The organism is Paucisalibacillus globulus DSM 18846, assembly GCF_000482485.1.
In the GTDB taxonomy this organism is placed as follows: domain Bacteria; phylum Bacillota; class Bacilli; order Bacillales; family Amphibacillaceae; genus Ornithinibacillus; species Ornithinibacillus globulus.
The window spans coordinates 167,503-182,525 of record NZ_KI519438.1; the positions used below are offsets into that span (position 1 = coordinate 167,503).

General features: G+C 37.1%; 18 protein-coding genes. 9 read left to right on the plus strand and 9 right to left on the minus strand.

Annotated features, from left to right (window positions below):
- The first annotated feature begins 57 nt into the window (after positions 1-57).
- The gene (locus K332_RS0117970) at positions 58-1,200 is read left to right on the plus strand and encodes a conserved virulence factor C family protein (RefSeq protein WP_026908718.1); all 1,143 of its coding nucleotides are present in this window, start codon (positions 58-60) and stop codon (positions 1,198-1,200) included.
- Positions 1,200-1,709, plus strand: a complete 510-nt coding sequence (locus K332_RS0117975) for a GNAT family N-acetyltransferase (RefSeq protein WP_026908719.1) — start codon at positions 1,200-1,202, stop codon at positions 1,707-1,709. The genes K332_RS0117970 and K332_RS0117975 overlap by 1 nt, the downstream gene beginning before the upstream one ends.
- Positions 1,710-1,768: 59 nt before the next feature.
- Here K332_RS0117975 and K332_RS0117980 read toward each other — a convergent pair whose 3' ends face one another.
- Together K332_RS0117980 and K332_RS0117985 are read right to left on the minus strand one after the other, a co-directional pair.
- Positions 1,769-2,341, minus strand: coding sequence for a biotin transporter BioY (locus K332_RS0117980; RefSeq protein ID WP_026908720.1), 573 nt, complete (start codon positions 2,339-2,341; stop codon positions 1,769-1,771).
- Positions 2,342-2,534: 193 nt separating this feature from the next.
- Entirely contained in the window at positions 2,535-2,924 is a 390-nt protein-coding gene (locus K332_RS0117985; RefSeq protein ID WP_026908721.1) for a VOC family protein, read from the minus strand.
- Positions 2,925-3,019: 95 nt separating this feature from the next.
- On the opposite strand from K332_RS0117985, the gene K332_RS0117990 reads away from it, so the two are divergent.
- The gene (locus tag K332_RS0117990; RefSeq protein WP_245604762.1) at positions 3,020-3,307 is read left to right on the plus strand and encodes a DUF3889 domain-containing protein; all 288 of its coding nucleotides are present in this window, start codon (positions 3,020-3,022) and stop codon (positions 3,305-3,307) included.
- Positions 3,308-3,493: 186 nt separating this feature from the next.
- On the opposite strand, the gene uppS is transcribed toward K332_RS0117990, so the two are convergent.
- The 7 genes from uppS to K332_RS0118035 form a co-directional block, all read right to left on the minus strand.
- Positions 3,494-4,204: a polyprenyl diphosphate synthase gene (gene uppS / locus K332_RS0117995; RefSeq protein WP_036689263.1), complete on the minus strand. Its 711-nt coding sequence runs from the start codon at positions 4,202-4,204 to the stop codon at positions 3,494-3,496.
- 11 nt (positions 4,205-4,215) lie between these two features.
- Positions 4,216-5,676, minus strand: a complete 1,461-nt coding sequence (locus K332_RS0118000; protein WP_026908724.1) for a DUF4153 domain-containing protein — start codon at positions 5,674-5,676, stop codon at positions 4,216-4,218.
- Positions 5,677-5,778: 102 nt separating this feature from the next.
- Positions 5,779-6,411 carry an HAAS signaling domain-containing protein gene (locus tag K332_RS0118005; RefSeq protein ID WP_026908725.1) on the minus strand — a complete coding sequence of 211 codons (633 nt, stop codon included), beginning with the start codon at positions 6,409-6,411 and terminating at the stop codon, positions 5,779-5,781.
- Positions 6,408-6,740 carry a PadR family transcriptional regulator gene (locus K332_RS0118010; RefSeq protein ID WP_026908726.1) on the minus strand — a complete coding sequence of 111 codons (333 nt, stop codon included), beginning with the start codon at positions 6,738-6,740 and terminating at the stop codon, positions 6,408-6,410. Before K332_RS0118010 ends, K332_RS0118005 begins: the two co-directional genes overlap by 4 nt.
- A 77-nt stretch (positions 6,741-6,817) precedes the next feature.
- Complete coding sequence (locus K332_RS0118015) at positions 6,818-7,378, minus strand: GNAT family N-acetyltransferase (protein ID WP_026908727.1); 561 nt, start codon at positions 7,376-7,378, stop codon at positions 6,818-6,820.
- Between the two features lie 11 nt (positions 7,379-7,389).
- On the minus strand, positions 7,390-8,235 hold the full coding sequence (locus K332_RS0118020) for a DUF2785 domain-containing protein (protein ID WP_026908728.1): 846 nt from the start codon (positions 8,233-8,235) through the stop codon (positions 7,390-7,392).
- Between the two features lie 582 nt (positions 8,236-8,817).
- Positions 8,818-10,296 carry a SulP family inorganic anion transporter gene (locus tag K332_RS0118035; RefSeq protein WP_026908731.1) on the minus strand — a complete coding sequence of 493 codons (1,479 nt, stop codon included), beginning with the start codon at positions 10,294-10,296 and terminating at the stop codon, positions 8,818-8,820.
- Positions 10,297-10,545: 249 nt separating this feature from the next.
- Between K332_RS0118035 and K332_RS0118040 the strand changes: the two genes are divergently transcribed.
- From K332_RS0118040 to K332_RS0118065, 6 genes are all read left to right on the plus strand, one after another.
- The gene (locus K332_RS0118040) at positions 10,546-10,962 is read left to right on the plus strand and encodes a universal stress protein (protein WP_026908732.1); all 417 of its coding nucleotides are present in this window, start codon (positions 10,546-10,548) and stop codon (positions 10,960-10,962) included.
- A gap of 282 nt (positions 10,963-11,244) precedes the next feature.
- Positions 11,245-11,967, plus strand: a complete 723-nt coding sequence (locus tag K332_RS0118045; protein WP_026908733.1) for an ABC transporter ATP-binding protein — start codon at positions 11,245-11,247, stop codon at positions 11,965-11,967.
- On the plus strand, positions 11,964-12,719 hold the full coding sequence (locus K332_RS0118050) for an ABC transporter permease (RefSeq protein WP_026908734.1): 756 nt from the start codon (positions 11,964-11,966) through the stop codon (positions 12,717-12,719). The genes K332_RS0118045 and K332_RS0118050 overlap by 4 nt, the downstream gene beginning before the upstream one ends.
- A 93-nt stretch (positions 12,720-12,812) precedes the next feature.
- Positions 12,813-13,745 carry an aldo/keto reductase gene (locus tag K332_RS0118055; RefSeq protein WP_026908735.1) on the plus strand — a complete coding sequence of 311 codons (933 nt, stop codon included), beginning with the start codon at positions 12,813-12,815 and terminating at the stop codon, positions 13,743-13,745.
- A gap of 160 nt (positions 13,746-13,905) precedes the next feature.
- Positions 13,906-14,340, plus strand: a complete 435-nt coding sequence (locus K332_RS0118060) for a MarR family winged helix-turn-helix transcriptional regulator (RefSeq protein WP_036689266.1) — start codon at positions 13,906-13,908, stop codon at positions 14,338-14,340.
- Positions 14,341-14,393: 53 nt separating this feature from the next.
- Positions 14,394-14,996, plus strand: a complete 603-nt coding sequence (locus K332_RS0118065) for an alpha/beta hydrolase (protein ID WP_026908737.1) — start codon at positions 14,394-14,396, stop codon at positions 14,994-14,996.
- Positions 14,997-15,023: the final 27 nt, after the last annotated feature.

Genomic DNA, 15,023 nt, shown 5'->3' on the forward strand with positions numbered 1-15,023 from the left:
CCTCCCCCTTTGATAGAATTATCCTTAGCAAAGATAATTTCAAAGGGGGACATTTTTATGAAAATTGTATCAATCGAACCAACTCCAAGTCCATATTCCATGAAAATAAATGTAGACGAAACAATGCCAGATGGAAAAACGGAAAACTATAAACTTGGTGATGACTTGGCAGGTGCCCCTTCTTATATACAGGACCTCTTCTCTATTAATGGAGTAAAGGGGATTTATCGTGTAATTGATTTTATTGCCTTGGAACGGGATGCTCGTACTCCTTGGGAAGAAATTTTACCTGAGATTCAACGTACACTTGGTTCAGCTGAAGAAAAGCAAACGGAAAGAAACATAGATCAGTCGTCAGTTGACAATCATTTTGGGGAAGTAAAAGTATTCGTTCAAATGTTCCGCTACATTCCAACTCAAGTTAAGCTTGAGGAAGGTGATACAGAGCATCGATTTGGCCTTCCAGACCGTTTCATGAATGCTGCAATTGAGGCATCTGTGGCATCGGACAATATGCTAGCTGAGCGAAAATGGGTAGAACAGGGGCCACGCTATGGTGACTTGGAAGATATCGGCAAAGAGGTAGTGGAGGAAATATCAGCTACATATGATGATGGCCGTTTGAAAGAATTGGTCCAGTATGCAATCGATAATAAAACTGCTCCGTCAAGGTGGATTAAAGTTACCTTGGATATGCTTGATCATCCAGACTGGAGAGAGCGCTATGCTGCACTTGACAAAATGGATCCAACCATCGACGACCTACCTGTTTTAGATAAGGCACTTGATGACGAAAAAGCATCCATCCGACGTCTCGCAACTGCATATCTTGGAATGCTAGATGATGAAAAGGTCCTACCATACTTATATAAAGCATTGAAGGATAAAGCAGTTAACGTAAGAAGAACTGCCGGAGACTGCTTATCAGACTTAAGCTTGGCAGATGCAATTCCCGAAATGATTCAAACATTAAAAGACAAAAGCAGGCTAGTTCGTTGGCGTGCAGCGATGTTTTTATATGAAATAGGTGACGAATCTGCCATCCCAGCAATTCAAGAAGCACTGGATGACCCGGAATTTGAAGTGAGAATGCAGGCTAAAATGGCGTTAGCACGTATTCAAGGTGGAGAAGAAGGTAAAGGCTCCATTTGGCATCAAATGTCACAGTTGATTAATACAGACAAACAGGGGCGAATGTGATGTTAGTTAGAGAAGCTATGCCTTCAGATGCTGCAGGACTTGCAGAACTAATTCAACAAGTGGAAAACACTTCACAATATATGCTATGGGAGCCTGGTGAAAGAAATATTCAGCCAGACCAACAACAAAGGATGATGGAAAGAATTCAGGGAGAAGATAACTCCACTATTTTAGTTGCTGAACAAGATGACCGCTTAATGGGGTATCTGTTTGCGATTGGAGGCAAACCCAAGAAAACAAAACACTCGGCATATCTCGTAATCGGCATTCATCAGGATTATCGAGGGAAAGGTGTCGGCTCCTTGCTATTTAACGAGCTAAATCAGTGGGCAGCCCATCATCATATTCGTCGGTTAGAACTGACAGTAGTTTCAAGAAACGAACCTGGACTTGCCCTTTATAAGAAAATGGGATTTGATATTGAAGGAACAAAGAAAGAATCGTTATTTATCAATGGTGAATATGTTGATGAATATTATATGTCTAAAATATTTCAGCAAAAAGATTAACACTATATTCAGCCTAAATAAGAGTAAGGCAAAAGTTAATTCTTTTGCCTTATTCTTATTTAGGCAATCCCTTTTTTGGGACCTACTTTAAGTAAATTTGCTTGTATCAATCTACTTCTTACCGTTATTCCAATCCAGCTTGCCAAGAAGGCTTTTATAAAACCAACAACAAGGAATGGATAAACACCAGCGAGAAGTGCAGCATTCCAATCTAAATCTAAAACAAACTTTAATTGTATCGTCCCAAATGTTAACGTAATAAACATCCCGATACTATTTGCAATAAATGCCATAGGAATCGTAAATTTTGTCTTTTCTAAAATAATACCAGTAAAAAAGGCAGCAGCAATAAATCCAAATACATATCCTCCTGAAGGACCAACTAACACTTGCAATCCAGCTCCAAATCCAGCAAATACAGGCACTCCAATAGCACCAATTGCCAAATAACAGACCATCGCAAGTGCACCTTGTCGACTACCAAGTACAACTGCAGCAATCCCCACTGCAAGTGTTTGGCCACTTATCGGAATTAAAGGTAATGGAATTTCTATTTGCGCTAAAATCCCCGTAATAGCTGCGAATATAGCAACATTCATCATAACTCTTAATCTTCTGCCCTGTTCTTCCATATGTAAGCTCCCCCTTTTTATACAAACCCTTCTATCCAACTAATTATCTTCCAAAATTATATGATGGTGAACACCTAATTGTCAACCATAAATATTACAAGTTGACAATTTGCGGATTTACATCGTTCTTCCTATACTATTTTCGAATAAAAAAAGCGCATTTCTGCGCAAAAGTATTTTATATACAAATTAATTATTTCCCTAATAGTGAACTTATCCTTTTAGCTTCTTCTTCCTTATCCAAATACTCAAACAACCCAATCTTATTTTCCCAAGGATCCGAAAATGTACACCATTTAACAGGTACCTCTTCTCTTGAAAAGACTTCCAAATTCTCTACCCCAAGCAAAGTGATTAACCTACTTTTCAACTCTTCTATATTTTCCACACCAAATCGTAGTGGTCCACTTCCTTCAGCAGGGACACCCTCAGAAAGCTGAAGCCAACTTCCCGGAATAATCTCCCACTCTGCAAATCCTGCATGCGGTATAAAGTCTGGCTCTTTGTCTAATAATAATTTATACCAATAAAGACCTTTTTCAAAATCTGAGACTCGAATTTGAATCGTCATTTCGAAAATCATCCATTTCACTCCACTCTATAATATTTGTAAGCGAGGTTAAGTAAATGAAGAAATCATTCGTCAAATTACTATGTTGTTCTTTTCTATGTTTTGGAATGCTCACCATCTATCAACCCATAGATTTTATATCTGCCCAAAAAGAAGTCCCTTCCTATGCAAAGTGGGGGCGTGTAGCTATGCAAAAGGTAAAAGAAAAATATCCAGAAGCTAAAATTGTTGATTATCTCCATGTCGGCCGAAAAAAGGGAGATAAAACCTCAACTGAAACGTTTAAATTGTGGTTAGAAGCACCTAAAAAGGAATTTGGTATCTTTATCGATATTACGTTTGATAATATCACAGAAAAAGTAGTGGATATTAAATACCGTGAAGTATCTAGTTAAGTTGATAATACCACAACATTTTGTAACACAAACAGATAAGGCCCAATTCACCAGCGTGAATTGGGCCTTATCTTATTTGCATATACCTTTTTAGTCAGTTTCCTTATTGCAATCGCGCACTAGAGGTACGATACTCGGAAAAGCCCTAGAGTAAGAACGTTGAGATTCCCCAAAGTTCCTACCTCTTTAACCTGCGCACTCTTTCCAAGAAAGCCCCGTATCTTCCTTCTCCTCGATAATAGCTTTAACAAATAACTCCTTTGTAAAGTCAGGAAATAACTCATCTACAAAACACAGTCTTGCCTCTGAGGATTGCCACATTAAAAAGTTACTTACTCTCTTTTCTCCACCGCTTCTAATCACAACATCTGGATCTGGTAGTCCTCTAGTATAAAGATACTTTTCAAAAGTCACCTCATCCAAATCATCTATAGCTAAGCCATTTTCCTTGGCATCCTTAAGTACACGGTAAATTGCTTGAAGAATCTCACTCCTACTACTATAATTCAAGGCAAAATTCACGATTAAGCCCGTATTATTTTTCGTTTTCCTCATTGCCCTCTCAACCGCATTCCTTGTTTTCTTCGGTAACCCATCAACATCACCCGAAATAAGAATTTTAATATTTCTCCTCATGAACTCAGGAAGTTTTTGATTAAAGAATTTAATTGGTAAACTCATTAAATAATTCACTTCATCTTTTGGCCGCTTCCAGTTTTCCGTTGAAAAGGCATATAGTGTAAGAACCTTAATACCCTGTTCAGTGCTTGCATCAATTATATCTTCCATTGCCTTTGTACCTGCATAATGCCCTTCACTTCGGGTAAGTCCCCTACTTTTCCCCCAACGTCCATTTCCATCCATTATAAGTGCCACATGTGTCGGAATCGTACTCATATAACTCCTCCTCATAATTCTAATTCGCGAAGTCTTTCCACAACCTGCTGTTTCTTGAAATTAAATGACTGCCAATTATCAAGCTCAAGATAACCAATCATTTCTTTTCGACTTTGAAGTATTATCTTTAGCTCTGGATAATTCGGATCTTGTTCATACAAGGTTATCAGTCCATCAATACCGGAATAAGACAAGCTATTTAAATAATAAACATCAATTTTACCAGTTTCTTCATAACGCTCTAAATTATTCTCAACGATTATTTCTTCCAAATCGATTGCATTCAATCCAGTGTAAAATAGTAAGCCAGCAATAAAGTAAAAATGTATGATAGATATTCTTTCCAGCCACACACGAATAAAGGTATAAGCGAATATGACGATTAAGAATAACATGAATGTATGTGCTAAAATTCGTTCTAGTGTAAAACCATATGCCGCTTCATACATACTTAGACGCAAGTAGGCAGACGTAAGCATAATGCCACTCACTACAATAAGTAAAGAATACAAAACTTTTAAGAAATACCCCATTGATTCTTTCTTCACTTTTACAAACTTTAAGCAGCCCAATAATATGGACCAGTTAAACAATGTTACTAATAACAATTCAAAAAAACCTTTTCTTGCGTATTCCGCATAGGTTAAATTTTCCTGAAGTGCATCTCCAAAGAAATATTTAAATTGAACTGCGACGAATAATAAGTATATTCCGTTTAACAAAACTAGGATTGTCGCAAGTGTAATGCCATCCCATTTTGTTTTCTTTTGATCCATTGTCGGCCGAATAATTGGTGGAACATACCTTTTATAAAGTACTTGAAATGCGCCAAAGAATAATAAGGTTAAAAGGAGCACAAGAATAACCCGAAATACACCTTCCAAGAAATTCAATTTAAAAATAAACTCTGGTACCTTCATTACTACATTGCCAAAGTTAACATCCGCTAACATCAAAAGAAATGTAATAAAAAATAGCAATGGTCCTCCAATTAATAGTCCAATTACAATCCGTTTAATTGTTTGTGTAGTTTCCTTTTTCACTTGCTTAAATAGTACCCGTTTTAAGATAACCTTTACCAAACGTTTTCCATAAGCAAAGGTTTGCGAAAACTTCTGCATGATACGTTGAAAGAAAGGAACGGATATCCAGTCCACATGGTTTGGTGCAGTGATTAAAACAATATGAATGAACACAAGTATAGGAATTGCGATGATATTCAGTACATAAAATGATTCATTATCATGAAACAAATAGGAAGCTGATAATGTCCATATAACTAGCATTAACAATAAACCAATTCGACGATGATTAAAATTAAAACCAAATCGGTAATAAAGTACTGCATAAAATGCTGCAATGAAAATAGGATAAGAAACCCCTATGATTCCATGAAAGAAACTTAGCTCTGCTAGCACTCCAAGCCCCAGACAAATGAATAAAAACAACAAATTTTTCTTTCGTTCTTTCATTATGTTTCACCACCTAGATAGATAATCTATATACATCGTTATTCTATGTATATAGGCAAAAAAACGATTGATTTTCATGATACCGCGGGCAAGGTGACCTTTTTACACAGATGCTTTCCTTCCCCAACGATATCCAATCCAACTTATCGGATATAGTACAATTGTTAATAAGATACACGCCAGAATGAACGGGCCATTTAAAAGTGGCTGAAACCATTCATGCGGAATGAGTTTAAAGACGATTAGATACATGAGTAAGAGATTCGGTATAACCGCATATGTAAATGTTCTACGAAGTATCTTCAATCCGCCACTACCAAATTCTTTACCAATTTCATAACCAAGAAGTCCCCAGAATGCCATATAAACCATGATGATGATTGACGGGACTGCTGTCAGCCTTTTCCACAACAGTTCAATCCATTCAAACTGATAAACGTTATAAGCAACCGTAAGCGCGATTCCACCAAAGAAAATCAAGATGTTTAATACAACAAACAGGATTTGCATCTTCTTAGGTGTTACCTTGGCTTCTTCTTTCCATATCGAAGCAATTTCATCTGGAGATCCAAGCCGCCTTACAATTTCCTCATACTTGCCTATGGCAGAAGTTTCCCCTTCATGAAGAATTTCATAAACATGAGAACGGTACTCTGCAATAATTTCTTCTTTTTCAGGGTGCTTTCCAAGAGCCTGATTAAGCTCCTGGAAAAACTGTTCCTCCCCCGTACTCACGATTCACTTCTCCCAATTAGGTTATTCATCACCTGCACATAACGATGCCATTCACTGGTTTTAGCCGCAAGCATTTCTTTACCTTCTGTGGTTATTCGATAATACTTTCGAGCAGGACCTTTTTCTTGGTTTTGCCAATAACATTCAATATATTCCTGCTTTTCAAGCTTGTGAAGCGCAGGGTACAATGTTCCTTCTTTCATTTGGAAGTTATGCTCACTACGTTGGTCCATTTCCTTAACAAGCTCATAACCATACATATCACGTTCATTTAAAAGCTGTAGGACAAGAAGTGATGTACTTCCTTTAACTAGCTCACGATCAAACATATTCTCACCTACCTAGAATTATTAGGTAACTATACTATATAGAATTTCGAGGTATATGTAAAGCCCAATTTTTAAATTTATTTTACCTTCGCATAAACACAAGTATCGCGAAGTTCCTTTCTATAAACATCATAGCTGTCCTTTCTCAAAATACCTTCTAGTATAAAGCCTGCCCTTTCCGCTACAGCACTACTCCTTACATTTTTAACATCACACCGAATCTCCACACGATTAGCCTGTAGTTCTAGGAAAGCAAAATTAGTTATTCCCTTAACAGCCTCTGTTATATATCCTTTCCCGCTATAGCGACTATCAATCCAGTATCCAATTTCAAATTTGCGGGTATCCCAGTCAATTCTATGTAACCCTGAGTTTGCAATTAAGGCACCCGTTTCTTTATGGAAAACTAGTAGTCTTAGGTCTTCACGAGTAAGGAATTTCACATGTGCTTCACGTATGTTTATTTCATCGCCCTCTTCACTTTGTTCCCGATGTGCCCACGGCATCCACGGTAAAAGTTCATTCATCGAAGCCTGCTTAGATTCATATACGACTTTCCCATCCCCAGGCTTCGGCATTCTAATTAGTAATCTCTCTGTTTCAAACTCACTTGGAAAGTCGATTAGTATTGGATTCATGGTTGGTCCCCCTAGATATTGTAGTATGGTTGATTAATGGATATAAGTGTTTGTTTCAGGTGAGTACGCAACTCTTCATGTTTGTTGATTACTTCTAAGTGTAAAAGTAAACTCCGTAAAAATTGTTTGAAATTGGTTCGCTGCATAAAATGCCCCTTGTTTCCATCTATGAAATTTTGCTTAAGTTCACTAGTTATCTCATTAATCTTTTCTCTAACAATTTGTTGGTCCACTCCCCTTTGAAGTAGGGAAACCATTGTAGTTACCATCCTTTCATCCTCTTCAAATAAGAAATAGTCTTTGTCAAAATACATTTTCTTGATAATGGTTTGGGCTATTTCTTCCAATCTAGCGTTAGATAGCTCCGGTTGATTCACCAGTTCATCTAGTGTATCCGCAACATGTGCAATGCTATGTGCCCAACCTTTCTCTTCCACAAACCCACGCACATCATATTCTTTATCTACGTACTCCATTAATTTAACAGAAATCTCATCAATTTCCTCTTCCGCCAAAAATGAGTTTTGTCTATTAACATGCAGTAGCACCGCAATAATTAAGGATGAAAAAGCCCTGGTGAATACAGCATCTTCATCAGCTTCATTTATTTTATAAAATAAATGCTTCTCATCCAGACAAACTTTCATTATTCGATTTAACTCCGGCCGAGGATAATGGTTATTGATAATTAGGTTTGTGAGGCTTGGGTAAATAAGATGGTCTCGTAATTCTGGATCAGTACTTCCAATATGATGGAGCATGGAAGTTGTCAATGTACCTACATCTATTGTGCCAAGGCTCTGAAAATTGTTTTCTTTAAATTGAGTTAAGATTATTTTTAGTTCTTTTTCATTCATATAACACCCACCCTTTTCTTTCATTTTAATTTTGAAGTCAGTCTATTGGACAGAGTTGCCGCTTTTTGCGAATCTTTGTCCTTTAGAACCCGTCTATTAGACAGAGTTGCCGTTTTTTCGGTATCTTTGTCCTTTAGAACCACTCTATTAGACAGAGTTGCCGCTTTTCCGGGATCTTTGTCCTTTAGAACCAGTCTATTAGACAGAGTTGCCGCTTTTCCGGGATCTTTGTCCTTTAGAACCACTCTATTAGACAGAGTTGCCGCTTTTTACGAATCTTTGTCCTTTAGAACCCGTCTATTAGACAGAGTTGCCGTTTTTCCGGGATCTTTGTCCTTTAGAACCACTCTATTAGTCAGATCCACCCATTTTTCGCAAACTTTGTCCTTTAAAACCACTCTATTAGTCAGATCCACCCATTTTTCGCAAACTCTGTCTTTTAAAACCACTCTATTAGACAAATTCACCTTATTCCCTAAAACTTTGTCTATTAAAACCATATTATTCTACTTCATTATCGAAAATCCCTCTTTTTTCCATAAAATAAAAAAGAGAGCCCACATCTCAAGGCTCCCTCACAACCTACCGACCTGAAACATTCTCCAGTCCACCAGGCTTAGTATAATCTGCTAGTTTGTCTACTAATTTATTACTCTCATCATTTAACCCAACCACTTCTACCTTAATTCCATTTTGATGATATTTCTGCACAACCTTATCAATTGCACCAACACCAGAATCATCCCAAATATGTGCATTGGATAGATCTAATTTAATCGTATCGACATCTTCTTTATAATTAAAGCTTTCAACAAAATCAGTTACTGATGCAAAAAAAAGTTGTCCAGAAACCCGGTATACTTTTTTCTTTGCATTTTCGATGGCCATAGCAGTAACTTTCACTTTGGATATTTTAGCAGCGAAGAATAAAGCACTTAAAATAATACCGACTAATACACCTTTTGATAAATCATGTGTAAAGATTACCGTAACGACTGTTGATACCATGACAATAGTATCGGTAACCGGTGTCTTACGAATGTTTTTAATAGCTGACCAATCAAACGTACTAATGCACACCATAAACATGATACCAACCAAAACAGCCATCGGTATTTGAACCAAAAGCCCATTAAATACTAGAATAAGCGTCATTAAAAATGCTCCAGCAACAAAAACTGATAACCTACCGCGTCCACCAGATTTTACGTTAATAACGGATTGTCCAATCATCGCACAACCTGCCATCCCACCGAAAAGACCGGAGACAATATTCGCCATGCCTTGTCCTCGTGCTTCTTTATTCTTATCACTCTTTGTATCCGTCATATCGTCGATAATAGATGCCGTTAGAAGTGACTCAACCAATCCAACAATTGCAATCGATAATGCATAAGGGAAGATAATTTGCAGCGTCTCAAAGTTAAGCGGTATATCAGGGAATAAGAAAATTGGCAGTGTCTGTGTTAGTTCCCCCATATCACCAACCGTTTTTACGTTGCTCCCAGTAAAAATCGCTATTGCTGTAATGACTACAATTGCTACTAAAGGTGCTGGAATCACTTTAACAAATCTCGGTAAAATATAAATAATCGCTAATGCACCAGCAAGCATCGCATACATTTCCCAATTTGCCCCTGTAAAATGTTCAAGCTGCGCCATAAAAATCATAATTGCAAGTGCGTTAACGAATCCAATCATCACCGAGCGTGGAACAAATTTCATTAAACGTCCAAGCTTTAACACACCCATCACAATTTGAAGGATACCTGTTAAAATCGTTGCGGCAAATAGATACTGTAATCCGTGTTCTGCAACCAAGGTTACCATTAATAATGCCGTTGCACCTGTTGCAGCGGAAATCATTCCGGACCTTCCACCAACAAAAGCAATGGTTACTGCAATACAGAAAGATGCATATAGTCCAATCATCGGATCTACACCGGCAATAACAGAGAATGCAATCGCTTCTGGAATTAAAGCAATGGCAACTACAATTCCCGCTAAAATATCACCTCTAATATTTCCAAACCACTCATTTTTTAATGTTGCGATATTCATTCATCCACCTCTTTTAATTTTTGATAACTTTCGACTCTCACGAAAGTCGGGGCCGTAACAAACATATGTATTATAACGGGATTCGACAGTTTTGTGAAATACGTAAGAGAACGGAAACATTTGTCGTTTCCTGATTTTTTCTCGAAATTCCTCGTTATTAGAATCACATATGCTATAATAAAAAACAAAATCCAAGTTAACTATGATGTGAATATAATACTTTTATCGATTGGTAGAGGAGGAAAAACTATGTTTAAGAAGATTCTCTATGCGGCAGATGGATCAGAACACTCCTTAAGAGCAGGGGAAAAAGTATTTGAACTTGCTAGACTTACCCCTCAAACAAAAGTAGATATTATTTATGTTGTCGATCCGAAGCATTCTAAGGACGAGGTTCTAAATAACTGGGGAAAAGATGCGGAAGATGCTAGAAAAGAAAAGCTTGCATTTATCGTTCAGAAAGCCAAAAAATCTGGTGTAGAATTTGAGGTTATTTTCCTCAACGGTGATCCAGGCCCTACCATTGTTGACTATGCAAATAAAAATAATTATGATTTGATTGTTCTTGGTAGTCGTGGTTTAAATAAATTTCAAGAAATGGTTTTAGGTAGTGTTAGTCATAAAGTGGCTAAACGAGCGATGAGTCCGGTGTTAATTATAAAATAAATCTTCAAACTCCCAGGTTTGGGAGTTTTTTTATGTCTGTTCCACAAATTAATGTGCTTTAGGATATGGCAGGGAACACTCTTGAGCAGAGGATAGGATTAATATTGCTGAATTAATTTTAGTCTAAGGATTAATATAAGTAGGGCAAGAAATTTATTTCATTATTTTTAAAAACATTAAAACAAATTATTAATATCCTGGAAATAATGTATGATATGAATAGAAAAAGAAGACAAATCATTATTTCCATAATAAACAGGTAGCATATAAGGAAGTGAGTACATGAATCAAGCAGCCATTATATTCCAAGACGTCAATTATTCGGCAGAGGGTCTACATATTATTAAAAATATCACCGGTTTCTTCCCAGAAGGTAAAATCACAACCCTTGTTGGTCCATCCGGGGCTGGGAAATCCACTCTGTTTAAGCTATGTAACGGACTACATTCTCCTGATTCAGGGGAAATCTTAATTAAAGGGAAACCAATAGATACGTATAATCCAATAGAATTACGTAGAAGAGTTGGTATTGCATTGCAAAGTGCAACGATGATTAAAGGAAGTGTATTAGAAAATCTAGAACTTCCACTTACATTACAAGAAAAGACAATTGATAAGGAATATGCAGAGGAACTACTTCATGACGTTGGATTAGCTGGAGACTTTTTGAAAAGAAATGCCATGGACTTATCAGGTGGGCAAAAACAAAAACTATCTATTGCGCGGACACTGGTAAACAAACCCGATATTTTACTACTAGATGAAATTACCTCTTCCCTTGATAGAGTGTCACAACACGATATTGAGGAACTAATTGAGAAGATTAACAAAAAATACGGGACAACCATGATATGGATTACCCATAATCTTGAACAGGCATTAAGAATTGGACATTTTACCTGGGTGATGATGAATGGTGAACTGATTGAATCGGGGGAAAGTTCTATTTTAGAAAATCCACAGGACGAGCGAGTAAAGCAATTTGTTAAGGGGGAAATAGAATGACATATCTCACCCTTTCACTGACACTAATTTTTGTCCTAATCCCAATTATTCTTTCTCGGACATTAAAGCTTGGTTTAGAGAAGGACACACTTATCGCAACAGTCCGATCGATTATTCAATTACTAGCAGTTGGTTATGTTCTGCAATATGTATTTGAAGCTGACAACATCATTTTCATTCTACTCATGGTTTTACTAATGATTGGAGCTGCGACCCAGAATGCCCGGAGAAAAGGGGATTCTATTCGAGGAATTACGTGGAAACTATTTGTTACATTCGTTTTTATTGAAGTTTTAACACAAAGCATCTTATTAGGATTTAATATCGTGCCACCGACCCCACAGTATATTATCCCGATTAGTGGGATGGTAATTGGCAATTCGATGGTACTTGGGATTCTATTTTTGAATCGTTTTACAGCTGAGGTAGAAAGTCGCCAAGATGAAACAGAACTGATTCTAACCTTAGGCGGAACACCAAGACAGGCGATTCATACGCAATTAATTACTTCTATTAAATCAAGCACCATTCCAACGATTGAAAGTCAAAAGACAATCGGTCTTGTTCAATTACCTGGGATGATGAGTGGGCAAATTATTGCTGGGGCAGATCCGGTTCAAGCGGTGCAATTTCAATTGTTAATCCTGTTTTTACTATTAACAACTGCTGTGGTAACAAGCATTATGCTTGGCTTTCTTTCCTATCCAACCTTATTTAATAAACGGATGCAGTTTTTAAAATTAAAGAGTTAGTTTTTTAGGCAATCCTATAAGGGTGCTTATTTCCTTGTATTTCCAACCCAACATTATTTAGAATAAATATAACATTATATAGGAGGTTTTATTTTGACTAGCAAAGTACGCATCGGAAAAACTGATTTAGTAGTAAATCCAATAGGTCTTGGGGCTAACGCGATTGGCGGACATAATTTATATCCTGGACTTGATGAACAAGCGAATAAGGATCTTGTAAAAGCTGCTATTAATGAGGGATTAGATTACATTGATACTGCTTTTAGTTATGGTATGGGACGGTCTGAAGAGTTAGTTGGAGAAGTAGTAAAAGAAATGGGAAATCGCCAAGATATCATTATTGCAACAAAAGGCGCCCAAAGAATGGTGGGAGAGGAAAGAATCATTGATAACTCCCCGGAGTTTTTACGCGAAACAGTAGAAGCTAGTTTAAGACGATTACAAACTGACTATATTGATTTATTTTACATACACTCCCCCGATGAAAAAACACCAAAGTATGAGGCGGTTGGGGCGTTGAAAGAATTAAAAGATAAAGGAATAATAAGAGCCATTGGTGTATCGAATTTCTCATTAGAACAACTGAAAGAAGCTAATCAAGATGGTTATGTTGATGTATACCAAGGTCATTATAATTTACTCAATCGTCAGGCAGAGCAAGTATACTTCCCTTATACGACCGAACATCAAATTTCGTTTGTCCCATTTTTCCCATTCGCCTCTGGTTTGCTCGCTGGAAAATATACTAAGGATACTCAGTTTAATGATTTCCGTTCGAACATGCCACATCTTCAAGGAGAGGAATTTGCACAAAATCTTGCCAAAGTTGAAAAGCTGCGCAATATGGCAAATGCAAAACAAACCGAAGTATCCAATCTTGTTTTAGCATGGTATCTAGCACAGGATGCTATAGACACCGTTATTCCCGGAGCCAAGAAGCCGGAGCAAGTTATCCGTAACTTAGCGACACTGGACGTTCAACTAAGTAGAGAAGAATTAGAAGGGATTAGCAGGATATTTTCATAAGAGGGACTTAGGTCCCTCTTTTTTTATTTGCTTATAAATGTCATAATCGTAAATGCTAGTAATAGGAAATTTGACAAACAGCTAATATTTTATTAAAATATACTTAATTAAAGATATTTAAATTAATAATAATAAAATTAAAGATAAAGAAGGTGTAAATATGAGCGAGAATCTTTCCTTAAAAGCATTCGTCGTTCTGATGAAAGCCTCTAAGTCACTTCAAGAGGTAACTAAAGATGATATCAGCAACCATGGAATGCGGATGTCTGATTTTGAAATATTAGAAGCACTTTATCATAAAGACAGACTTACGGTTAGAGAAGTATCTGAAGCTGTATTAATTAACACAGGATCCATCACCTATGTCATTGATAAATTGGAGAAAAAGGGACTAATAGAAAGAAGTAATTGTAAGGATGACAGACGTGTGGTGTACATCCAAATTACAGACGAAGGAAAAAAACTAATGGATAATATTTTCCCTGCACACCAACGTGTAATCGAGGAATTATTTGAAGGCATTTCTGAGGAAGAAAAAGATACCGTTATAAAAGTATTAAAACACGTTGGAAAAAAAGCAGCACAAGGAAAGTAGAATAGATGAAGGTCTAGCCACCTAAGAAAGCAAACAAGAGAGGATTGTTATAGATGAGACATATTTTTCAAAAAGGAACGAATCCTGATAAACCAACATTATTATTATTGCATGGAACAGGCGGAACGGAACAAGACCTTCTTCCACTTGCAGAAATTATCGATAAAGAAGCTAACGTATTAAGCGTTCGTGGAAATGTTTCGGAAAATGGTATGCCTCGTTTCTTTAAACGCCTGGCAGAGGGTGTTTTTGATGAGGAGGATTTAATATTCCGTACGAAGGAATTAAATGAATTCTTAGATGAAGCTGCTGAGAAGTACGAATTTGACCGTCATAACATTGTAGCTGTTGGCTATTCTAATGGTGCAAACATTGCTGCGAGTCTTATGTTCCACTATCAAGATGCGTTAAGAGGAGCAAGTCTTCACCATCCAATGGTGCCAAGAAGGGGAATTGAATTACCAGATTTAGCAGGTAAACATGCATTTATTTCAGCTGGAACGAATGACCCAATTTGTCCAGCACAGGAATCCGAGGATTTGAAGGGATTACTGGAGGGTGCTGGTGCTGATGTAGAAATACATTGGGAAGATAGAGGACATCAGTTAACGATTAGTGAAGTAAGAGCTGCTGCGGCTTGGTATCAGGAATTATAAATAAAATGAGGTCTACAAAATAAAATG